We start from the raw sequence: 20032 nt of genomic DNA on the forward strand, positions 1-20032 counted from the left end.
GGCGCACCGCCATGGCCGATTACCCACCCGACCGCATCAACGGGCCGCGGCTGACGCTGCGCCTGCCCACGCTCGACGACGCCGGGCCGCTGTACCAGCGTGTCGCGCGCGATCCACAGGTCACCAAATATCTGCTGTGGGCGCCGCATCCCGACGTGGCCGCGACGCGGCGGGTGATCACCGAAAAGCTCAACGCCGGCGCCGACGAGAAGACCTGGGTGATCGAGCTGCGGCACCGCGGCGAGGTCGTCGGGCTGGCCAGCTGCCGGCGCGCGGCGCCGCACTCGGTCGAGATCGGCTACTGCCTGGGCCGGCGGTGGTGGGGCAAGGGTCTGATGTCCGAGGTGCTCGGCATGCTGCTCACCGCGCTCGACGCCGATCGCGAGGTGTATCGCGTCTGGGCCACGTGCAGCGTCGACAACGAACGTTCGGCGCGCCTGCTCGAGCACGCCGGTTTCTTCCTGGAGGGGCGGTTGGCCCGGCACGCCGTCTACCCCACCATGGGGCCCGAGCCGCAGGACAGCCTGCTCTACGCCAAGATCCTGCGCTGACTAGTCGTTCGCCGGTGCGCCGTCGTGTTCCAGCGCCCGGCGCGCGTAGGCGCGCACGTCGGCGTCGCTGTCCTTGAGCGCGATCCCCAGGGCGTCCCGCGCGGCGGGTTCGGCCGCCCAGCGCGTCAGGCTGAGCACCGCCGCCTTGCGCACGTCCAGATGCGCGTCGCTGAGCGCCTCGGACAGCTGCGGAACCGCGAAGTCCGCCGCCGCGCCGGCCAGCGCCCGCGCCGCGCCTTCGCGCACCTGCCACGCCGGGGCCCGTAGCGCCTGCTTGACGGCGCTGTAATCGTCTTGGCCGCAACCTATCTCGCCCAACGCGGCGAGGCCGGCGGCACGGACCAACGGGTCGGTGTCGGCGACCAGCCCGCGCACAGCCTCGGCTCCGCCCCTTAGCGTCGCCAGCCCGGCGGCCGCGGCGATCCGGACCTCCCGGTTCTCGTCGGCGGCAGCGGCGACGACGCCGTGCACGTCGTCGACGGACACCAGCGCGCGCACGGCCTCGATACGCACCCGATGATCGGCGTCGGTGAGGGCCCGACGGTATTGGGCGCCGTCACCGGAGCGGCGTGCCGCCAGCACGTACAGCGCCGCCGCCCGCACCACGCGGTCGGCCGAATCCAGGTATTCCCCGGCCTTTTCGGGCTCGGGCAGCACCTCGACCAGCTCGCGGATCCCGTCGGCGCCGGTGCGGCGGACGGCGGCGTCGTCGTCGCCCAGCGCGGCCAACAGGGCGGGCGCATACCCGTCGGGGATGTGCTCGGTCAGTGTTGCCACCGCGGTGCGGCGCACGCCGGGATCGGAGTCGGCGAGGTAGCGCGCCAGGTCGGCGACCGTCGGTTCCTCGAGCGCCAGCACCTCGGCGATGCGGGGCGAGGGAGGTTCGAACGCCGTTGTGGCCGAGGCGATCCGGGACACCGCCGTGGCCGGGGCCTGGCCGCCGATCAGCGGCGGCTCCTCCACCGGGTACACGGTCTGGTCCGTGGGCGGCAGGCCGTCCAGCTCGGGGACCGGCACGAAATACGGCGCCACGGGCCGCTTGAGGAACACCATCTCACCGCCGGGGCTCTTGCGCAGGTTGAGGTGGTAGCCCCATTGGTTGTCGTCGCGGCCGGGTAGATCGGCGCGGTCGTGGTAGAGGCCCCAGCGCGATTCGGTGCGGGTGTGCGAGGACCGGGCGGCCATCTCGGCGCAGTCCCGGATGAACGACACCTCCACCGCGCGCATCAGCTCGTGCGGATTGCGGGCGCCCATCTCGGCGATCTCATCGCGCATCCGGTCGAAGGTGCGGATCGCGAGCGACAGTTTGGCCGCCGTCTTCGGCGGGGCGACATAGTCGTTGACGAAGCGGCGCAGCTTGTATTCGACCTGCGGCTGCGGCGGGCCGTCCGGGTGGCGCAGCGGCCGGTAGATCAGCTCGTGCGCCTCGCGCACCTGGTCCTCCGGAAGCCGTTGCGGCGCAGCCACGTCAGCCAGAGTGGACGCGGCGTGCGTGCCGGCCAGGTCACCGAACACGAACGCCCCGATCATGTAGTTGTGCGGGACGCAGGCCATGTCCCCCGCGGCGTACAGGCCGGGCACCGTGGTGCGGGCCTGCTCGTCGACCCACACGCCGGAGGCGGAATGCCCACTGCACAAACCGATCTCGGAGATATGCATCTCGATGTCGTGGGTGCGGTAGTCGTGGCCGCGATTGGCGTGGAACGTGCCGCGGGTGGGCCGTTCGGTGGTGTGCAGGATGTTTTCCAGCGCGGTCAGCGTCTCATCGGCGAGGTGCGTCACCTTGAGATAGATGGGTCCGCGCGCGGAGTCGATCTCGCTTTTAACCTCGGCCATCATCTGCCCCGACCAGTAGTCGGAGTCCACGAACCGCTCGCCGAGCGCGTTGACCTGGTATCCGCCAAAGGGATTGGCCACGTACGCGCACGCCGGGCCGTTGTAGTCCTTGATCAACGGGTTGACCTGGAAGCATTCGATCCCGGACAGCTCGGCACCCGCGTGGTAGGCCATCGAGTACCCGTCGCCGGCGTTGGTCGGATTCTCGTATGTGCCGTACAGATAGCCCGAGGCGGGCAGCCCGAGCCGGCCGCACGCCCCCGTCGCCAGGATCACCGCCTTGGCGCCGACGGTGACGAACTCGCCGGTGCGCGTGTTGAGCGCCGCGGCGCCCACCGCACGGCCGCCGTCCACCAGCACCCGCACCGGCATCAGCCGGTTCTCGATCCGGATCTTCTCGCGCATCGACCGTTGCCGAAGCACCCGGTACAGCGCCTTTTTCACGTCCTTGCCCTCGGGCATGGGCAGCACGTACGAACCCGAGCGGTGCACCCGGCGCACGGCGTACTCACCGTGCTCGTTCTTCTCGAACTTCACCCCGTAGCGCTCCAGCCGCTGCACCATCGCGAACCCGCGGGTGGCGGTCTGATACACCGTGCGCTGGTTGACGATTCCGTCGTTGGCGCGGGTGATCTCGGCGACGTAGTCCTCGGGCTCGGCCTTGCCCGGGATCACCGCGTTGTTGACCCCGTCCATGCCCATCGCCAGGGCGCCGGAGTGCCGCACATGGGCCTTCTCCAGCAACAGCACCTGCGCGCCGTTCTCGGCCGCCGACAGCGCCGCCATGGTGCCGGCGGTGCCGCCGCCGATGACCAGGACGTCACAGTCGAGCCGGACCGGTGCCGCCGGGTCGGGAATCTGCATCATGGGACCTCCGCGTGATTCAGCGCGGCGATGATCTGCGCCCGCAATTCCTGCTGCGGCCGGTCGCTGCGCGGATCCGGCACCTCGATCGAGGCTCGCAGTGGCTCACCGGCGCGGCCCAGCACCACGATGCGGTCGCCGAGCGCCAGCGCCTCGTCGACGTCGTGGGTGACGAACACGATCGTGGTCGGGTGGGTGCGCCAGGTGTCGATCAGCAAGCGCTGCATGGCCGCCCGCGTCTGGGTGTCCAGCGCGCCGAACGGCTCGTCCATCATCACCGCACGGGGCGCGCCGGCCAGGCCCCGCGCGAGCTGGACGCGCTGGCGCATCCCGCCGGACAGGCTCTTGGGCAGGTAGTCGCCGAAGCCGGTGAGACCGAGTTCGTCGATCCAGCGTTCGGCGGCGGCGCGCCGGCCGGACCGGGGTTCGCCGCGCAGGCGCAGCGCCAGTTCGATGTTGGACCGCACGGTGCGCCAGGGCAGCAATGCGTTGTCCTGGAACACCATTCCCCGGTCGCCCGAGGTGGTGTGGACGGCGCCGCCGTCGGCCAGCACGCGGCCGCCGTCGGGTGAGAGCAGGCCGGCCAGGGCGCGCAGCACCGTCGACTTGCCGCAGCCCGACGGCCCGGTCAGCACCAGGATCTCCCCCGGCCGCACCACCAGGCTCAGCTCGTCGATCACCGGAGGACCGTTGTAGGACAACCGAACCCGGTCCAGCTCGAGGGTCATCCCGGTTTTCGTCGCGGTCATCGTGCTCCCTCCTGTGCGCGGGGCAGCCAGCGGGTCACCCGGCGGCCCACCACCTCGACGGCCGCCGACGTCACGAACCCCAGCACGCCGATTGTGATGATGCCGACGAACACCTGCGGGTAGGCCAGCACGGTGTAGTCCTGCCAGGTGCGGTAGCCGACGCCGAGGCGCCCGGAGATCATCTCGGCGGAGATCACGCAGATCCACGCCACGCCCATGCCGACGGACAACCCGCCGAACACACCCGGCAGGATGCCGGGCAGCACCACCTGGGTCAACACCTGCCAGCGGCCACCACCCAGCGTGCGCACCGAGTCCTCCCACAGCGTGGGCAGTGCGCGCACCGCGTGCCGGGTGGAGACCATGATCGGGAAATAGGCCGCCAGGAACGTGATGAACACGATGCCGGCCTCGTCGGTCGGGAACAGCAGGATGGCCACGGGCACCATCGCGATCGCCGGGATGGGCCGGGCCAGCTCCGCCAGCGGCCCGAAGACGTCGGCGAACAGCCGCGAACGGCCCAGCAGCACACCGGTCGCGACGCCGATGACGGCGGCCAGCCCGAAGCCGGTCAAAATGCGGATCAGCGACTGCGCCAGGTCGAGCCAGTATTCGCCGGTGCCGAGCCGGCGGTGCAGCGCGTTCACGATCTCGGTGACGGTGGGCAGCGTGTCGAACCGCAGCAACAGCCGCACCTTGTCCGCGGTGAGCAACTGCCACACCCCGATCGCGGCTGCCACCGACGCCACCCGCAGCAGCCGGGACTGCCACTGCGCCGTGATGCGCCGCGGCCGCGTCACCGCGGGCGTCGAGACCACGCCAAGGACTTGATCGGCCACCACTTGGGCAGTCATACCGAACCTCCCAGTGCCTCTTGGTAATCCATGACGACACCGCCCGGGTGGGCGGCGAGGTGCCGGTGCGCGCCGGCCGCGGTGCCGAACGGCAGGTAGTTCTGCCCGTCTTTGACCCAGAACGCCTTGTCCGCGAACCAGCGAGTGCCGAGTTCGGCGTCGGGAACGTAGGCCGCGCGGACCTTGGCGCCGTGGCCGACCGCGTCCCGCACGGCCTGCAGCAGGCCGGTCGGGGTGGCGATCGTCTGCGTGGCGTCGGCTCCGTCCAGCCACAGCTCGCTGGCCAGCGCGGGGTCGCCGCGCAGCGCCGACGGGTTGGCGGTGCGCGCCCGCGACGCCGCGTAGTCGAGCCCGCGGGCGGTGAACACCGCGCGCAGCGGTTCGTCCACGACGAACTTCGCCACATCGAGGTCGGCGAAGTCGCCGATCGACTTCAGGTACGGCACATCGCTTTTCAGCGCCTCGACGAGCGACGGCTTCAGCGTGGTGTCGAACGACGTGCCGCCGGGACCGTTGTAGAGGTACACCACCTCCTGGGGTAGCCCGCTTTCCTCGGCGACGATGCGGGCGGCCTGCAGCGGCTTGTTGTTCAGGAAGTCGGTGGCGTCCAGTTGCGCCTGCAGGAAGGCGCCCAGCACCTCCGGGTGCGCCGACGCGTAGGAGCGGCGCACCACCACGCCGTGCAGGGTAGGCAGGTTCAGCTCGGCCCCGTCGTAGAGCAGTTTGGCCTTGCCCTGGTAGACCAGCAACCCCGGCCAGGCGACGAATTGCGAAAGCGCTTGCACCTGACCGGATTCCAGCGCCGACGCCCCGACCTGCGGCTGCTGGTTGAGCACCTCGACACCGCAGACACCGCCGCCGCAGGCCCGGCTCAGCGCCCGCACCAGGGTGCCGTGGCCGGCCGACCCGACGCTGGCGGAGACCTTGGTGCCCGCGAGGTCGGTCAGGCCCTTGGCGCGCGAATCCGGGCTCACCACCACCATGTTGAGGGCGCCCTTGGGGTTGTAGCCGGTGATGGAGACGATCTCGGTGCGGGCCAGCGGGTTGGCCTGCGTCTTGGAGCCGTTGATCAGCATCGGATAGTCGCCCATCGAGCCGATGTCGATCTTTTCGGCGAGCATCTGCGCGGTGATCGGGGCGCCGGTGTCGTAATCCTGCCACCGCACCGCGTATTTGGTGCCGGTGCGGGTCGTGATGTTCGCCAGGCGGCGTTCGAGGTAGCCCTGCGCGCGCAGCAGCGTGCCCGCGGTGACGGTGTTGATGGTCTTGGACTGGTACCCCACCACCACGTTGACCACACCGGATGACTGCGACAGGGATTCCAGCGAGCAACCCGAGGTGAGCGCGGCGACCGCGACCATCACCGACGCCGGCCATACGGCGTGACGTTTCATGAAAGATCCTGAGGCTAAACGCTTGTCAGCGAAGGAGATAGGGCATGTTGACGGTGACGGCGCCGGTCGGACAGCGGGCCGCGCAGGGGCCGCAGTACCAGCATTCGTCGACATGCATGAAGGCCTTGCCGGTGTCGGGGTTGATGGCCAGCGCGTCCAGGGGGCAGACCTCCACGCACAGCGTGCAGCCGTCGATGCACAGCGACTCGTCGATCGTCACGGGTACGTCCGCACGCGTGTTGTTGATCAGCGTCATGAGTTGCTCCTCGTTTCGGCTCTGACAAGATTGCCGCGCATGGTGATTCGGTCACCGCGCATCCGGATGTACTCGAGGTCGACGGGTGTGCCGTCCGCGAGGCTGGTGAGGCGCTCCAGCATCAGCAGGGCCGCACCGTCGGGCACCTGCAGCGTGGCCGCCGAATGCGCGTCGGCGGGGATGGCCTCGAGTGCCAGCGTCGCCGAGCCCAGCCGCTGCCCGCTGACGTCCTCGATGAGCGCGAACAAGTCGTCGGTCTCGAGGGGATGGTTCAACACCTGCCCGCCGATGTCCGGGGCGAGGTAGGTGAGGTCCAGGCTGAGCGGCAGGTCGCCGAGGTAGCGCAGCCGCTCGACGAACACCGCCTGCTCCCCCGGCTTCAGCCGCAACCGGCGGGCCACCGACGGCGGCGCGGTGACCGGCATGGCCGCCCGCACCTCGTTGCGCACCACGCCGAGGTCCTTGAACGTCTCCTTCAGGCCCAGCAGCGCGTCGAGCCCGTGGGCGTACTTGCGCTGCGCGACGTGGGTGCCGACCTTGGGCCCCCGGTCGATCAACCCCTCGTGCTTGAGGACGGTCAGCGCTTCACGAACGGTGTTGCGCGAGACCGAGAATTCGGCGGCCAAGTCCAGTTCGGCCGGCAGGCCGTCCGGGTAGGCGTCGGCGTGGATCTGCTGGCGCAACACGTCGGCGACCCGGCGGGCGCGATTGGCCCGCGAGCCCTGAGCATCCCCGACGGGTACTGGTTGCGCCACGCCGCCACGCTAACGCAGCTCAGGGGCCCTTTCCGGCCGACGACGGGGGCCAACGACGGCGGCCGAACGTATTGCGCCGGGCCCCATTCGGGCCCGACCAGCTAAAACCACGGGCCGCCACGCCATTGCGCCACCCGCGCCCACCCGCCGGCCTTGTGATCTTGGTGAGCAGAACCCGACGCGCGCTACCGTGGGCGTGCACAACCAGCGACAACGGAAGATGCCCGCATGACGGACGTTTCGAAACACGCGTTGACCAAGGTGCCGGCGGTCACCCTCGGCTTCTGGGTCATCAAGGTCTTGGCCACGACGTTGGGCGAGACGGGCGGCGACACCGTCACGATGACGCTGAATTGGGGTTACGCGGCCGGCGTCGGGATCTTCGGCGTCGCGCTGGTGGCGCTGGTTGCCGCGCAAATCCTGGCCAAGCGATTCCGCGCGGCCCTGTACTGGGCGACGATCGTGGCCTCGACGACGTTCGGCACCGTGCTGGCCGATTTCGCCGACCGATCGCTGGGCATCGGTTACACGGGCGGATCGCTGCTGCTGCTGGGCTGCCTGCTGGCCGCCCTGGGGCTCTGGCGCGCGACGCAAGGCAGCGTCTCGGTCTCCACCGTCTCGACGCCGAAAGTGGAGGCCTTCTACTGGGCAACCATCACGTTCTCGCAGACGCTGGGAACCGCGCTCGGCGACTGGCTGGCCGATACCCGCGATTTCGGTTACGAGCGCGGCGCGTTGGTATTCGCCGCCGGCCTCACCGTCGTCGCCGCCCTGTACTACTGGACCTCCATTTCTCGCGTCGCCCTGTTCTGGATCGCCTTCATCCTCACCAGGCCGCTGGGCGCGACCGTGGGCGACTTCATCGACAAGCCCGTCGCCGACGGCGGCCTGGCGTGGAGTCGCCCGCTCGCCTCGGCGGTGCTCGCCGCGCTGATCGCGGTATTGGTCGTGGTCATACCGCAGCGTCCCGGCCGCCACCCCGGCCGGCCCAAAGAGGATGCGGCGGAAGCCGAATCGGACACCGGCTGAGCGCTCAGCTGTTGTCGGCCACCGACGGCACCGCCCGGGCGTCGTCGGCGCCGTTGCGCGTCCCGTTCATGCCGGACGCGTCCGCGGGCAGCTCGAACGCCGCGGTCACCGACCCCACGGCGGCCGCCGCGGCGTTGCGTTGCGCTTCCATGCGCGCCAGCGCCGTCTCGGTGAACACCGACAACCCCAAATCCGGGTTGTACCCGTGGATTTCCTTGACGTCGAGCTGCGCGAGGAAGTAGACGATCTCCTTGGAGACCACCTGGCCGGGCACCAGCACCGGGAAGCCCGGCGGGTAGGGCACCACGAACGTGGTCGACACCAGCGTCTTGCCCTCGGCCAGCCGCCGGCCGGCCATGCCGATCAGCACGTGCTCGCGATCGGACTCTTCGTATCCGGCGTAGAACGCCGACCGCATGTCCCCGAAGTTGCATTGATCGACGGGACGGAACGCGACGTCGAACTCGCTGAAGTCGGGCAGGTGCGGCAGATCCTCGGTGATCTCCTCGACATGGCGCTCCTGCAGCGCCCGGTCCGCCACGCTCGCCGCCTTTTCGGTGCGGTCGAAATCGATTGCCACCCTTCGCAACACGTCGAGCAGGTAGTGCACGCTCGACCAGGTGACACCGATCGTGAAGATCAACAACACGCTGTTGATCGACGTCTTGTTGATCTGGATGCCGAACCGCTCCATCAGGATCTTCTCGCGGAAGTCGTAACCGTTCATCCCGGTCGCGCCGACGAACAGGGTCACCCGGGTCGCGTCCAGCACGAACTGGTCGGAGCGCCACGCCTCGTTCCACTCGGCCAGCGCCCCCTGCCTGACCTCGCGGTACGAACTGACCGACGACTCGCGGAATTCCTCTGGCACCAGGTCGGATTCATCGAGGATGCGGAACCACTTGCTGATCAGCCGGTCCTTGCGGACCCGGTGCCGGAAGACCAGCGCCATGTCGTAGACCTGCCGGACCAGTTGGAACCCTTCGATGTCGACCTGCCGGCGCGCCAAGTCCAGCGACGCGAGGAGCTGCTGGTTCGGTGAAGTCGAGGTGTGGGTCAGGAACGCCTCACCGAACGCGTCGCGGGTGAGCGCGTTGAAATCCTGGTCACGGACGTGGATCATCGACGCCTGCCGCAGCGCCGACAGCGATTTGTGCGTGGAGTGCGTCGCGTACACGCGCACCCGCGCGGTGGCCGGGTCGGGCATCAGCTCACGCTCGATCCACTCCGACCGGTCGAGGCCTTGCATCGACGCGGCCCACTTCCGGTATTCCTCAACGTATTCCGGTGACACCAGCATGTGCTCGAGGCGCTCGGCGGCCACCATCGCGGTCCGCTGCCGGGCCCACGGCACCGCCGTCGCGAAGGCGTACCATGCCTCGTCCCACAGGAAGCAGATGTCCGGCTTGATGGCCAGCACCTCCTGCATGACCTGCAGCGGGTTGTAGACGACGCCGTCGAAGGTGCAGTTGGTCAGCAGCAGCATCCGCACGCGGTGCAACTGGCCAGCCGCCTCCAGATCCAGCAGCGTCTGCTTGATGGTGCGCAGCGACACCGCCCCGTAGATCGCGAACTGCGGCAGCGGATACGCGTCCAGGTACAGCGGGTAGGCGCCGGCCAGCACCAGCCCGTAGTGGTGCGACTTGTGGCAGTTGCGGTCGATGAGCACGATGTCGCCGGGGCGGGTCAGCGACTGCACGACGATCTTGTTGGCGGTCGACGTCCCGTTGGTGACGAAGTAGGTGTGGTCGGCGTTCCACGTTTTGGCGGCCTTGTCCATCGCCTTCTTGATGTTGCCGTGCGGGTCGAGCAGCGAGTCCAGACCGCCGGAGGTGGTGGAGGTTTCGGCCATGAAGATGTTGCGGCCGTAGAACTCCCCCATGTCCTGCAGCGACCTGGAGTTGAAGATGCTGGCGCCGCGCGCGACGGGCAGCGCGTGGAACTGGCCGACCGGCGCCGCCGCGTACGCCCGCAGGGCATCGAAAAATGGTGTGGCATAACGGTTTCGCAGACCGGCGAGCACCGTGCTGTGCAGATCGGTGACGTCGTTGAGCCGGTAGAACGTCCGGTCGTAGACATCGGGTTCGCTGTCGTCGCCCGCCGCGATCGACTCGTCGGTGAGCAGGTACAGGTCGATGTGGGGCCGCAGCTCCCTGATCCACTCGCCGCACTCCACCCAGTCGTTGGCGCGGTCGGGAATGACTCCGTCCGCGTCCTCGTTGGGCCCGAGCAACGTGTTCATCAGCGGCAACCGGTCGCGGGAGCGCAGCGGCAGGTCGTCGCGGATGATCGCGGCCTGGATCTCCCCGTTGAGCGCGACCGCGGTGATGGCGTCCTCGACGCTGGGGACCACTAGGATCTCGAACTGCACGTCGTCGGACGGACAACGCAGCGCCCGCAGGCATTCGGCCAGGCTGTCCGGCGCCGTGCTCGGGGCGTCGTCGGCGAGCAACACGGTGTAGAAATGCTGCTGTTTGGCCTGCGCCACCAGCTCCTGGTCATCCAGCGGGGCCGAGGTGTCGAAAAGGCCTGCGCGGTCCCCATATTCGCTCAGCAGCCGCACGGCCAGGGAGACCTCTTCGGTGAGCCGCACCGTGGACAGGCTCTCCAGGTGCGCGCGGAAGACCGCCAGGTTTTCCGCACCCGGGTACAGCCAGTACCGCTCGTAGGCGGCGATGCGATCCATCAGGCGCTTCACCCGGGCGACGTCGTGGGTTTTGTCCAGGCCGGCGAGATCCACCTCGGCGAGGTGACGGCACGCGTCGTCGAGCAGGTTCCAGGTGTCGACACGGGCGTACGACGGGTTGGCCACCGCCGCCAGCGCGGACACTCGAAGTCGTCGCGGCTGGGTGCTGTATCGAATCATGACCTCACCTGTTCTTCTCGGATCGCCGCCGCTGCAGTCCAGCTCGTATTGTCAACCCGCCGCGCCCCGCCCGTGGTCATTTCACCTCAGCATTGGTCAGCGATCCGGTTCTTCGTGGCTATCCCTGTCACTTTCGATCATCCGCCTGTTGCCCCTGGCGCCGTCCGCCCACCGCAGCACGGGCAACTCCCGGCGGCGGGCCGGCAGGTCGGTGACGTCGCTCAGCGCTCGCACCACGCCCTGCGTCAGGCCCATGATCGCGGCCATCACCGGCAGCAGCGGCTGCAGCGGCCGGGCCGCCGAACGCACCGTGCTGATGCGGCGGGCGACGGCCACCCGTTCGGCGCAGTGATAGAGCCAGGCGCCCACCGCGAGCGCGAAGATCGAGAGCACCGAGGCGACGATGGTCCACCCGTAGGCGGCGCACACCACCGCGACCACCACCACCGTCGCAGCCAGCACGGCCGCAACGACCAGGCGCAGCTCCAACCGGCTCATGGCTGCGGTCCGCGGTCCTCCGCTGTGCCTGCGGCGTCGGAACCCACCGCCCCCCGGACGGCCTGGGCGGCCGCCCTGATCTGCGGGGTCACCAGCATGACGTGGCCGAGCACCCCGTTGACGAAGCCCGGAGAGTCGTCGGTGGACAACTCCTTGGCCAGCTGGACGGCTTCGTCGACGGCGACCGGCTCCGGCACGTCGTCGGCGTACAGCAGCTCCCACACCGCGACCCGCAGGATGGCGCGGTCCACGGCGGGCAGCCGGTCCAGCGTCCAGCCCTGCAGGTGCGAGCTGATCAGGTCGTCGATGTGCGCGGCGTGTTCGCCGACGCCCCGCGCCGCCGCGGCCGTATACGGCTGCAGGGGCGCGATTTCGGGGTTCGCCTCGGCCAAACCGGTGCGGACGTCGACAACCTCCGCGGGGCTCAGTCCGCGCGCCTCGGCTTCGAACAGTAGGTCGACGGCGCGCTTGCGAGCCTGATGTCGCCCTTTAACGGGCCGGCTCACGCGTTGACACGTCCCAGGTAGCTGCCGTCACGGGTGTCCACCTTCAGCTTGTCCCCGGTGTTGATGAACAGCGGCACCTGGATCTCCGCCCCGGTTTCCACGGTCGCGGGTTTGGTGCCGGCGCTGGACCGGTCGCCCTGCAGGCCGGGCTCGGTGTGGGTGACCTCCATTTCGACCGACACCGGCAGCTCGAGGTACAGCGGCGCCCCGTCGTGGAACGCCACCTGCACCGGCAGGCCCTCGAGCAGGAACCGGGCGGCGTCGCCGACCAGCGATTCCGGCAGCGGATGCTGTTCGTAGTCCTGGCTATCCATGAACACGAAGTCCGAGCCGTCGCGGTACAGGTAGGTGGCGTCGCGCCGGTCCACGGTCGCGGTCTCCACCTTCACCCCGGCGTTGTAGGTCTTGTCGACGACCTTGCCCGAGAGCACGTTCTTCAGCTTGGTCCGCACGAACGCGGGGCCCTTGCCGGGCTTGACGTGCTGGAACTCGACGATCTGCCACAGCTGGCCGTCGATCACCAGCACCAGTCCATTCTTGAAATCGGCAGTGCTTGCCACGGTTCGGTATGTCTCCTCGGGGATGGACAGTCGGCTACGGAACTGTCTGCGACTTGTCGGCCAGTTTAGAGTGCTCGCCGGTCAAGGCCCGCGGCACGGGGTCGGGGGCCGGCGGGCGGAACGCGTCAGCGGTGGGCCCGCTGGCCGTCGACCCGGGATGGCTCCTCGGACTTCTCATTCGAAGGCAGCGGTTTGATCATCGTCAACAGCGGGACGCGCAGCGTGAGCCCGCTGGCCAACGGCAGGTGCACGGCGAAGTAGACGACGTGCAACTCCACCCGTGTCTCCCGTAGGGGCTGGGCGTACATGTCCCACCGGAAATCCCGCAGGCGCACCAACCCCCGTGCCACCCCGTTCACGCCCCCGACCTTACTCGCGGGCACAACCCCCCGAGCTAGGAGAGGACGGCCAGCTCCTTGGGGAATTTGGTCAGCAGTTCCGGGGCCTGGGCGCGGCCCTTTTCCGGCACCACCAAGGTGTCCTCGATGCGGACACCGCCGCGGCCGGGCAGGTAGACGCCGGGCTCCACGGTCACCACGGAGTCGCCCAGCAAGGTGCCGGTGGACGTGGCGCCGATGCCCGGCGCCTCGTGGATCTCCAGGCCCACGCCATGGCCCAGGCTGTGGCTGAACTGCTCGCCGTAGCCGGCGTCGGCGATCACCTGGCGGGCCGCGGCGTCCACCCCGCGCAGGTCGGCGCCGGCGTGCAACGCCTCCCGGCCGGCCCGCTGCGAGTCGGCGACCAACTGGTAGATCTCCAGCTGCCAATCGGCGGCCTTGCCGAGCACGAACGTGCGGGTCATGTCGGAGTGGTAACCGCCGACCAGCGCGCCGAAGTCGATCTTGACGAAATCGCCGACCGCCAGCGCCGCGTCGGTGGGGCGATGATGCGGGATCGCCGAGTTCGGCCCCGCGGCCACGATGGTCTCGAACGAGATCCCGTCGGCGCCGTGATCGAGCATCAGGGCCTCCAGCTCCCGGCTGACCTCGCGTTCGGTGCGGCCGGGCCGCAGCCCGCCACGCGCCAACAGGTCGGTGAGCGCGGCGTCGGCGGCCTCGCAGGCCAGGCGCAGCAGAGCGACCTCGCCGGCGTCCTTGACCTCGCGTAACGCCTCGACCGTTCCGGCGGCCTTCACCAGCTCGGTGGGCGCCTTCCGGCCGTCCAGCTCGGCGGCCAGGGCGTCGAATCCATCGACGGTCAGCACGTTGCTTTCGAAACCCAGCTTCCGCGCGCCCGCCTCGGCCGCCTGGCCGACCAGATAGCGTCCCAGCGCGCGTTCGATGGCGACTTCCACGTCCGGCGCCTGTTCGGCGGCCTGGGTTCGGTACCGGCCGTCGGTCGCCAACACGGGCCTTCCCTCGTTGAAATCATCGGCGAACACCAGCAACGCGCCGTTCGATCCGGTGAATCCGGAGAGATAACGGACGTTGACCAGGTCCGTGACCAGCAGCGCATCCAGTCCGCTGGTCTCGAGCTGCGCTCTGAGCCTGTCTCGACGCTGTGAATGTGTCACGGGTCTTGACGGTACTCGCTACGCTTTTGGGCCATGAGTAACTGGATGCTGCGCGGATTGGTGTACGCCGCGGCGATGGTCGTCGTTCGATTGTTCCAAGGTGCGCTGATCAACGCGTGGCAGACGCAGGCTGGTCTGTTCAGCGTGGTGCTGCTGCTTCTGTTCGTCATCGGGGTCGCCGTGTGGGGTGTGCTGGACGGCCGGGCCGACGCCACGGCCAACCGCGATCCGGATCGCCGCGGCGATCTGGCGATGACCTGGCTGCTGGCCGGCCTGGTCGCGGGCCTGCTCAGTGGCGCCGTCTCCTGGCTGATCGCGCTGGTGTACACCGGGCTGTACACGGGGGGGTTGATCAACGAGGTGACGACGTTCGCGGCGTTCACCGCGCTGTGCGTCTTCCTGCCCGGCATCATCGGCGTGACCATCGGCCGCTGGCGGGTGGACCGGCAGTTCGAGAAGACGCCGGAGAAGCACCACGGCCTCGGCGAAAAACACGAGCGGGACGGTGACACGGGCGTGTTCTCCGCGGTGCGCGCCGACGACGCTCCCACCGGTGAGATTCCCGCGGCCGGCGCCCACGCCGAGGAGCGGACCGCGGCGGTCGCCACGGCCGAGCGCGAGGGCCCCACCGAGACCATCGCCAAGTCCGAGGACGACCCGAAGACCGAGACCATCCCGACCGCCGGCGAGCCCGGCACGGAGCCGAAAAGGGACTAGCCGGCAGCGTTCGGCGCCGCGGCCAGGTAGCGCAGGGCGAGCAGATAGCCCTGCACGCCCAGACCGACGATCACTCCGGTCGCGACCGGGCTGAGGTAGGAGTGTCGCCGAAACTCTTCGCGCGCATGCACATTCGAGATGTGCACCTCGATCAGCGGCGCGCTCAATTCGGCGCACGCGTCGCGCAGCGCCACCGAGGTGTGGGTCAGGCCGCCGGCGTTGAGGATGACCGGTTCTTTCGCGTCGGCCGCCGCGTGGATCCAGTCCAGTAGCTGCGCCTCGTTGTCGCTTTGCCGCACAACGGCTTTGAGGCCGAGCTCGGTGGCTTCCCGTTCGATCAGCGTCGCCAGCTGCTCATGCGTCGTGTCGCCGTACACGTCGGGCTCGCGCCGTCCCAGCCGCCCCAGGTTGGGGCCATTGATCACCTGCACGTTCACGTTCGCCGTCGTGCTCATGAGACCTCCGCGAGTCCGGCGTACGCCGCCGCCAGCAGCGACGGGTCGGGCCCGGCCAGCCGGCCCGGCTTGGCCAGCCCGTCGAGGACCACGAACCGCAGCACACCGGCGCGCGACTTCTTGTCTCCCGCCATGTATTCCAGCAGCTGCGGCAGCGCGTCGGCGTCGTAGCTGACCGGCAGACCGAGCGCGGACAGGATGGTGCGGTGGCGCTGGGCGGTGGCGTCGTCGAGGCGCCCGGCGAGGCGGGCCAGTTCCGCGGCGAAGACCAGGCCCACCGAGACCGCCGCACCGTGCCGCCATTCGTAGCGCTCACGGCGTTCGATCGCGTGCCCCAATGTGTGCCCGTAGTTGAGGATTTCGCGCAGCTCCGACTCCTTCTCGTCGGCGGCGACGACCTCCGCCTTGACGGCGATCGCGCGGCGGATCAGCTCCGCGAGCACCTCGCCCGACGGATCCACCGCGGCCTTCGGGTCGGCCTCGATGAGGTCGAGGATCACCGGGTCGGCGATGAAACCCGCCTTGACGATTTCGGCCATCCCGGCGACGAGTTCGTTGGGCGGCAACGTCTGCAGCGTCGCGAGGTCGACCAGGACCGCGCGGGGCTGATGGAATGACCCGACCAGGTTCTTGCCCGCGTCGGTGTTGATGCCGGTCTTGCCGCCGACGGCCGCGTCGACCATGCCCAGCAGCGTCGTGGGCACATGCACGATGTCGACGCCGCGCAGCCAGGTGGCCGCCGCGAAACCCGCGACGTCGGTGGCCGCGCCGCCGCCCAGGCTGACCAATGCGTCCTTGCGCCCAATCCCGATGCGGCCCAACACTTCCCACAAGAAGCCCACGACGGGAAGATCCTTGCCGTCTTCGGCGTCCGGGATTTCGATGCGGTGCGCGTCAACGCCCTTGTCCGCCAACCGGCTTCGGATCACCTCGGCGGTCTCCGCCAGCACCGGTTGATGCACGATGGCCACCTTGTGCCGGCCGCCCAGGAGCTCTTCGAGCTCGTTCAGCAAGCCGGTGCCGATGATCACCGGGTACGACGGGTCGACGGCGACCTCGATGGTCACCGGGTCGGGCGTGGTCATATGGCGCCGCTCCTCCCCGTCGCTTCGCTCCGCATCGTCACCGGCGCGGTCATATGGCGCCGCTCCTCCCCGTCGCCGGCGCGGTCATATGGCGCCGCTCCTCCCCGTCGCTTCGCTCCGCATCGTCGCCGGCGCGGTCACGTGGCGGCCCCCGCCGGGGCTTGTAACCGCGAAACGATGTAGCGGACCACCGCGCCGGGGTTGCGCCGGTTGGTGTCGACGCGGATGGTCGCCGCCCGCCGGTACAGCGGGCTACGCTCGGCCATCAACGCGCGGAATTTGTCGGCGCGATCGGGCCCGGCCAGCAGCGGCCGCACCGTGTTCCCGCCGGTGCGGCGGACGCCTTCGGTGGCGCTGATCTCCAGGTAGATGACGGTGTGGCCGGCGAGCGCCTCGCGCACCCCGGCGCTGGTGACGGCGCCGCCGCCCAGGGACAGCACGCCGTCGTGGTCGGCCAGCGCCGCGCGCACCACGTCCTCCTCGATGCGCCGGAATTCCCGCTCCCCGTCGGTGGCGAAGATTTCGTCGATACGGCGCCCGGTGCGCTGCTCGATCGCCGCATCGGTGTCGAGGAAGCCGACGTCGAGCGCCTTGGCGAGCCGGCGCCCGATGGTGGACTTGCCCGACCCCGGCAACCCGATCAGGACCGCTTTGGGCGCCATCACGCGGTGCCCCGGGCGGCCGGCGATTCCCGCTCGGCGACCGCCCTCCGGTAGGCCTCGGCGTTGCGGCGGGTTTCGGCCAGCGAATCGCCGCCGAACTTCTGCAGCGCCGCGCGGGCCAACACCAGCGCGACCATGGCCTCGACCACCACGCCGGCGGCCGGCACCGCGCACACGTCCGAGCGCTGGTGGATCGCGACGGCTTCGTCGCCGGTCGCCATGTCGACGGTGGCCAGCGCCCGCGGCACCGTGGAGATCGGCTTCATCGCCGCGCGCACGCGCAGCGGCTGGCCGTTGGTCATGCCGCCTTCCAGGCCGCCCGCGCGGTTGGTCGAGCGGACCACGCCGTCGGGGCCGGGGTACATCTCGTCGTGGGCGGCGCTGCCACGGCGGCGCGCCGTCTCGAAGCCATCGCCGATCTCGACGCCCTTGATCGCCTGGATGCCCATCACTGCGGCGGCGAGCTGGCTGTCGAGTCGGTTGTCGCCGCTGGTGAACGAGCCCAGCCCGACGGGCAGGCCCACGACCACCACCTCGACCACACCGCCGAGGGTGTCGCCGTCCTTCTTGGCGGCCTCGATCTCGGCGATCATCGCCTCCTCGGCCGCTTTGTCGTACGCGCGGACCGGGCTGGCGTCGATCGCGGCCAGGTCCCCGGGACCCGGCGGCGGGCCGTCGTAGGGCGCCGACGGGCCGATCGCGATCACGTGCGAGAGCACCTCGACGCCCAGCGCCTGCCGCAGGAACGACCGGGCGATGGTCGCCGCGGCGACGCGGGCCGCGGTCTCGCGGGCGCTGGCCCGTTCCAGCACCGGCCGGGCGTCGTCGAAGCCGTACTTGAGCATGCCCGCGTAATCGGCGTGGCCGGGCCGCGGCCGGGTGAGCGGCGCGTTGCGCGCGCTATCCGCCAGCTCCCCCGGGTCGACGGGGTCGGCGGCCATCACGGTCTCCCACTTGGGCCATTCGGTATTGCCGATCTCCACCGCGATGGGCCCGCCCAGCGTGACACCGTGGCGCACCCCGGACAGCACGCTCACCGCGTCCCGTTCGAACGCCATCCGGGCCCCGCGGCCGTAGCCGAGCCGGCGGCGGGCGAGCTGTTCGGAAATGTCGAGGGAGGTGACCTCCACTCCGGCGACCATCTCTTCGAGCACGGCCACCAGCGCACGACCATGCGACTCCCCGGCGGTGATCCAACGCAACACGCGTCCCATCTTCCCATGGCGGCTTCCGAAAGCCGATTCGCGCAGCCTGCGGCCGCGAGGACCCGATGCGCGGACTTTCATCCGCCCTGATTCCAGGGGTGACCACGCGATTCGGTCCGCGGCCGGGCCGGGCCGCCGCGGTCGTATGCCAGCATCTTGTCTGGTGGGTCAATTTCTCTGGTACATACCGAATACCGTCGAGCCCGGCCATCGCGGCGACGACACCGTCGACGGCTGGGGAAGCCTCGACTATTCCGTCGACCTGGCGCAGCGCGCCGAGCAACACGGCTGGGACGGCGCGCTGATCGGCACCGGCTGGGGACGTCCGGACACCTTCACGGTCGCGACCGCAATCGCCGCGCGCACCAACCACTTCGCGCCGCTGGTGGCGGTCCGTCCCGGGTACTGGCATCCGGCGCATTTCGCCAGCGCGGCGGCCACCCTCGATCGGCTCAACGGCGGCCGGCTGCTGGTCAACGTCGTCAGCGGCGCCGACGATCCGGCCGCCTACGGCGACACCGAGGTCGACAAGTCACGCCGCTACGACCGCACCCGGGAATTCATCCGGGTGCTCCGCCGGTTGTGGCTCGAGGACGACGTCACCCACCGCGGCGAGTTCTACACCGTCGAGCACTCGAGCCTGCAGCCGCGCCCGCTCGGTGCGGCCGAGGGCCGGTACCCGACGTTGTACTTCGGTGGAGCGTCGGCGGCCGCCGAGCAGGTCGCCGCGACCGACGCCGACGTCCAACTGTTCTGGGGCGAGCCGCTGGAGGGGATCGCCGAACGCATCGACCGGCTGAAGTCGTTGTCCGACAAGCTCGGTCGCGAGTACGCGCCGCTGGAATTCGGCCTCCGGGTCACCACGCTGGTGCGCGACACGTCCGAGCAGGCCTGGCGCGACGCCGAGGCCAAGGTCGCGACGCTGGCCGGCACGCCCACCATGCAGCTGCTGCACGACCCGGCGGGATCCGCGGGCCAGCGGCGCCTGTCCGACCTCGCCGCGCGCGGCGAGGTGCTCGATTCCTGCCTGTATACGACGCCGAGCAAATACGGCGGGGAAGGCGCCGGGACGACGTGGCTGGTCGGGTCGGCCGCCGAAGTCGCCGCCGCGCTGCGCAAGTACGCCGACCTCGGGGTCAGCCATTTCGTCTTGTCGGACACCCCGTACAAGTCGGAGACGGTCAGGCTCGGCGACCAGCTGTTGCCGCTGCTGCACCCCGCCGTCGTTCCGAATTGAGGGCATCAGATCAGCCACAGGCCGATCCCCGCCGCGCCGGCCAGGCACATCGACGGCCCATGCGGCACCGCGGTGCCGTGGGCAGCGCCGCGCAGCCGCGCGACCACCCCGATCAGCACGGTCAGCAGCGGCGCACCCAGCGCCGCCAAAAACCACACGCCGACACCGCACCAGCCGGTCAGCGCGCCCAAGCCGATGGCCAGCTTGACGTCGCCGGCCCCCATCCCGCCCGGCGCCACCCAATGGACCAACAGATAGATCGCGGTCAACGCCGCGGCCCCGGCCAGCGCCGACCACCCACGCCCGGCCAACGCGGCCGCCGCCAGGACCGCGACGGCCCCGGTCAGGGTCAGCGCGTTGGGCAATCGTCGTTCGCGGATGTCGTAGCAGCTCAACGCCGCCAACCAGACCAGCACCAGGCACACCGCCGCAATCCGCAT

At 69.9% G+C, this 20032-nt stretch carries 21 protein-coding genes; 4 read left to right on the forward strand and 17 right to left on the reverse strand.

Annotation, left to right across the window (positions count from 1 at the left end):
- Positions 1-11: 11 nt before the first annotated feature.
- A complete protein-coding gene (locus tag AC0KS4_RS15025) occupies positions 12-551 on the forward strand; it encodes a GNAT family N-acetyltransferase (RefSeq protein WP_238956290.1) in 540 nt (179 codons plus the stop codon).
- Here the strand turns inward: AC0KS4_RS15025 and AC0KS4_RS15030 are convergent, their stop codons facing one another.
- The 6 genes from AC0KS4_RS15030 to AC0KS4_RS15055 are packed head-to-tail and all read right to left on the reverse strand — an operon-like array spanning position 552 to position 7259.
- Positions 552-3254, reverse strand: a complete 2703-nt coding sequence (locus AC0KS4_RS15030) for a fumarate reductase/succinate dehydrogenase flavoprotein subunit (protein ID WP_238956291.1) — start codon at positions 3252-3254, stop codon at positions 552-554.
- Entirely contained in the window at positions 3251-4000 is a 750-nt protein-coding gene (locus tag AC0KS4_RS15035) for an ABC transporter ATP-binding protein (RefSeq protein WP_225328455.1), read from the reverse strand. The genes AC0KS4_RS15030 and AC0KS4_RS15035 overlap by 4 nt, the downstream gene beginning before the upstream one ends.
- The gene (locus AC0KS4_RS15040) at positions 3997-4854 is read right to left on the reverse strand and encodes an ABC transporter permease (RefSeq protein WP_238956292.1); all 858 of its coding nucleotides are present in this window, start codon (positions 4852-4854) and stop codon (positions 3997-3999) included. The genes AC0KS4_RS15035 and AC0KS4_RS15040 overlap by 4 nt, the downstream gene beginning before the upstream one ends.
- A complete protein-coding gene (locus AC0KS4_RS15045; protein WP_238956293.1) occupies positions 4851-6248 on the reverse strand; it encodes an ABC transporter substrate-binding protein in 1398 nt (465 codons plus the stop codon). The genes AC0KS4_RS15040 and AC0KS4_RS15045 overlap by 4 nt, the downstream gene beginning before the upstream one ends.
- A gap of 25 nt (positions 6249-6273) precedes the next feature.
- A complete protein-coding gene (locus tag AC0KS4_RS15050; RefSeq protein WP_008258228.1) occupies positions 6274-6504 on the reverse strand; it encodes a 4Fe-4S dicluster domain-containing protein in 231 nt (76 codons plus the stop codon).
- Positions 6501-7259, reverse strand: coding sequence for a GntR family transcriptional regulator (locus tag AC0KS4_RS15055; protein WP_225328458.1), 759 nt, complete (start codon positions 7257-7259; stop codon positions 6501-6503). Before AC0KS4_RS15055 ends, AC0KS4_RS15050 begins: the two co-directional genes overlap by 4 nt.
- A 228-nt stretch (positions 7260-7487) precedes the next feature.
- Between AC0KS4_RS15055 and AC0KS4_RS15060 the strand changes: the two genes are divergently transcribed.
- Positions 7488-8288 carry a COG4705 family protein gene (locus AC0KS4_RS15060; RefSeq protein ID WP_225328459.1) on the forward strand — a complete coding sequence of 267 codons (801 nt, stop codon included), beginning with the start codon at positions 7488-7490 and terminating at the stop codon, positions 8286-8288.
- A 4-nt stretch (positions 8289-8292) separates the two neighbouring features.
- Here AC0KS4_RS15060 and AC0KS4_RS15065 read toward each other — a convergent pair whose 3' ends face one another.
- From AC0KS4_RS15065 to AC0KS4_RS15090, 6 genes are all read right to left on the reverse strand, one after another.
- Positions 8293-11154, reverse strand: a complete 2862-nt coding sequence (locus AC0KS4_RS15065; RefSeq protein ID WP_225328460.1) for an aminotransferase class I/II-fold pyridoxal phosphate-dependent enzyme — start codon at positions 11152-11154, stop codon at positions 8293-8295.
- A 96-nt stretch (positions 11155-11250) separates the two neighbouring features.
- Positions 11251-11652, reverse strand: a complete 402-nt coding sequence (locus tag AC0KS4_RS15070) for an antitermination protein NusB (RefSeq protein ID WP_225328461.1) — start codon at positions 11650-11652, stop codon at positions 11251-11253.
- Positions 11649-12158, reverse strand: a complete 510-nt coding sequence (gene nusB, locus AC0KS4_RS15075) for a transcription antitermination factor NusB (protein ID WP_225328462.1) — start codon at positions 12156-12158, stop codon at positions 11649-11651. Before nusB ends, AC0KS4_RS15070 begins: the two co-directional genes overlap by 4 nt.
- On the reverse strand, positions 12155-12718 hold the full coding sequence (gene efp / locus AC0KS4_RS15080; protein ID WP_225328463.1) for an elongation factor P: 564 nt from the start codon (positions 12716-12718) through the stop codon (positions 12155-12157). The genes nusB and efp overlap by 4 nt, the downstream gene beginning before the upstream one ends.
- Positions 12719-12843: 125 nt before the next feature.
- Positions 12844-13077 carry a hypothetical protein gene (locus AC0KS4_RS15085; protein WP_225328464.1) on the reverse strand — a complete coding sequence of 78 codons (234 nt, stop codon included), beginning with the start codon at positions 13075-13077 and terminating at the stop codon, positions 12844-12846.
- Positions 13078-13112: 35 nt separating this feature from the next.
- Entirely contained in the window at positions 13113-14231 is a 1119-nt protein-coding gene (locus AC0KS4_RS15090; protein ID WP_238956294.1) for a M24 family metallopeptidase, read from the reverse strand.
- A gap of 33 nt (positions 14232-14264) precedes the next feature.
- Here AC0KS4_RS15090 and AC0KS4_RS15095 point away from each other — a divergent pair, with 33 nt between their 5' ends.
- Positions 14265-14948, forward strand: coding sequence for a B-4DMT family transporter (locus AC0KS4_RS15095; protein ID WP_238956295.1), 684 nt, complete (start codon positions 14265-14267; stop codon positions 14946-14948).
- Here AC0KS4_RS15095 and aroQ read toward each other — a convergent pair.
- From aroQ to aroC, 4 genes are all read right to left on the reverse strand, one after another.
- A complete protein-coding gene (gene aroQ / locus AC0KS4_RS15100; protein WP_225328467.1) occupies positions 14945-15403 on the reverse strand; it encodes a type II 3-dehydroquinate dehydratase in 459 nt (152 codons plus the stop codon). The two genes, AC0KS4_RS15095 and aroQ, sit on opposite strands and share 4 nt — an antisense overlap.
- On the reverse strand, positions 15400-16488 hold the full coding sequence (aroB, locus tag AC0KS4_RS15105) for a 3-dehydroquinate synthase (RefSeq protein ID WP_225328468.1): 1089 nt from the start codon (positions 16486-16488) through the stop codon (positions 15400-15402). The genes aroQ and aroB overlap by 4 nt, the downstream gene beginning before the upstream one ends.
- A gap of 137 nt (positions 16489-16625) precedes the next feature.
- A complete protein-coding gene (locus tag AC0KS4_RS15110) occupies positions 16626-17150 on the reverse strand; it encodes a shikimate kinase (RefSeq protein WP_238956296.1) in 525 nt (174 codons plus the stop codon).
- Entirely contained in the window at positions 17150-18355 is a 1206-nt protein-coding gene (gene aroC / locus AC0KS4_RS15115) for a chorismate synthase (RefSeq protein WP_225328496.1), read from the reverse strand. The genes AC0KS4_RS15110 and aroC overlap by 1 nt, the downstream gene beginning before the upstream one ends.
- Positions 18356-18500: 145 nt before the next feature.
- On the opposite strand from aroC, the gene AC0KS4_RS15120 reads away from it, so the two are divergent.
- On the forward strand, positions 18501-19592 hold the full coding sequence (locus tag AC0KS4_RS15120; RefSeq protein WP_238956297.1) for an LLM class flavin-dependent oxidoreductase: 1092 nt from the start codon (positions 18501-18503) through the stop codon (positions 19590-19592).
- Between the two features lie 5 nt (positions 19593-19597).
- Here AC0KS4_RS15120 and AC0KS4_RS15125 read toward each other — a convergent pair whose 3' ends face one another.
- Positions 19598-20032 (reverse strand): prepilin peptidase, encoded by a 435-nt coding sequence (locus AC0KS4_RS15125; RefSeq protein ID WP_238956298.1) that lies wholly within the window; start codon positions 20030-20032, stop codon positions 19598-19600.

The sequence above is a fragment of the Mycobacterium sp. NTMscope_MAC_12 genome, from assembly GCF_976985675.1.

Bases quoted from the DNA above. Each gene is read 5' to 3' on its own strand.
- AC0KS4_RS15025 (WP_238956290.1), top strand. From the start codon at position 12: ATGGCCGATTACCCACCCGACCGCATCAACGGGCCGCGGCTGACGCTG.
- AC0KS4_RS15030 (WP_238956291.1), bottom strand. From the start codon at position 3,254: ATGATGCAGATTCCCGACCCGGCGGCACCGGTCCGGCTCGACTGTGAC.
- AC0KS4_RS15035 (WP_225328455.1), bottom strand. From the start codon at position 4,000: ATGACCGCGACGAAAACCGGGATGACCCTCGAGCTGGACCGGGTTCGG.
- AC0KS4_RS15040 (WP_238956292.1), bottom strand. From the start codon at position 4,854: ATGACTGCCCAAGTGGTGGCCGATCAAGTCCTTGGCGTGGTCTCGACG.
- AC0KS4_RS15045 (WP_238956293.1), bottom strand. From the start codon at position 6,248: ATGAAACGTCACGCCGTATGGCCGGCGTCGGTGATGGTCGCGGTCGCC.
- AC0KS4_RS15050 (WP_008258228.1), bottom strand. From the start codon at position 6,504: ATGACGCTGATCAACAACACGCGTGCGGACGTACCCGTGACGATCGAC.
- AC0KS4_RS15060 (WP_225328459.1), top strand. From the start codon at position 7,488: ATGACGGACGTTTCGAAACACGCGTTGACCAAGGTGCCGGCGGTCACC.
- AC0KS4_RS15065 (WP_225328460.1), bottom strand. From the start codon at position 11,154: ATGATTCGATACAGCACCCAGCCGCGACGACTTCGAGTGTCCGCGCTG.
- AC0KS4_RS15070 (WP_225328461.1), bottom strand. From the start codon at position 11,652: ATGAGCCGGTTGGAGCTGCGCCTGGTCGTTGCGGCCGTGCTGGCTGCG.
- AC0KS4_RS15095 (WP_238956295.1), top strand. From the start codon at position 14,265: ATGAGTAACTGGATGCTGCGCGGATTGGTGTACGCCGCGGCGATGGTC.
- aroQ (WP_225328467.1), bottom strand. From the start codon at position 15,403: ATGAGCACGACGGCGAACGTGAACGTGCAGGTGATCAATGGCCCCAAC.
- aroB (WP_225328468.1), bottom strand. From the start codon at position 16,488: ATGACCACGCCCGACCCGGTGACCATCGAGGTCGCCGTCGACCCGTCG.
- AC0KS4_RS15110 (WP_238956296.1), bottom strand. From the start codon at position 17,150: ATGGCGCCCAAAGCGGTCCTGATCGGGTTGCCGGGGTCGGGCAAGTCC.
- AC0KS4_RS15120 (WP_238956297.1), top strand. From the start codon at position 18,501: ATGCCAGCATCTTGTCTGGTGGGTCAATTTCTCTGGTACATACCGAAT.
- AC0KS4_RS15125 (WP_238956298.1), bottom strand. From the start codon at position 20,032: ATGCGGATTGCGGCGGTGTGCCTGGTGCTGGTCTGGTTGGCGGCGTTG.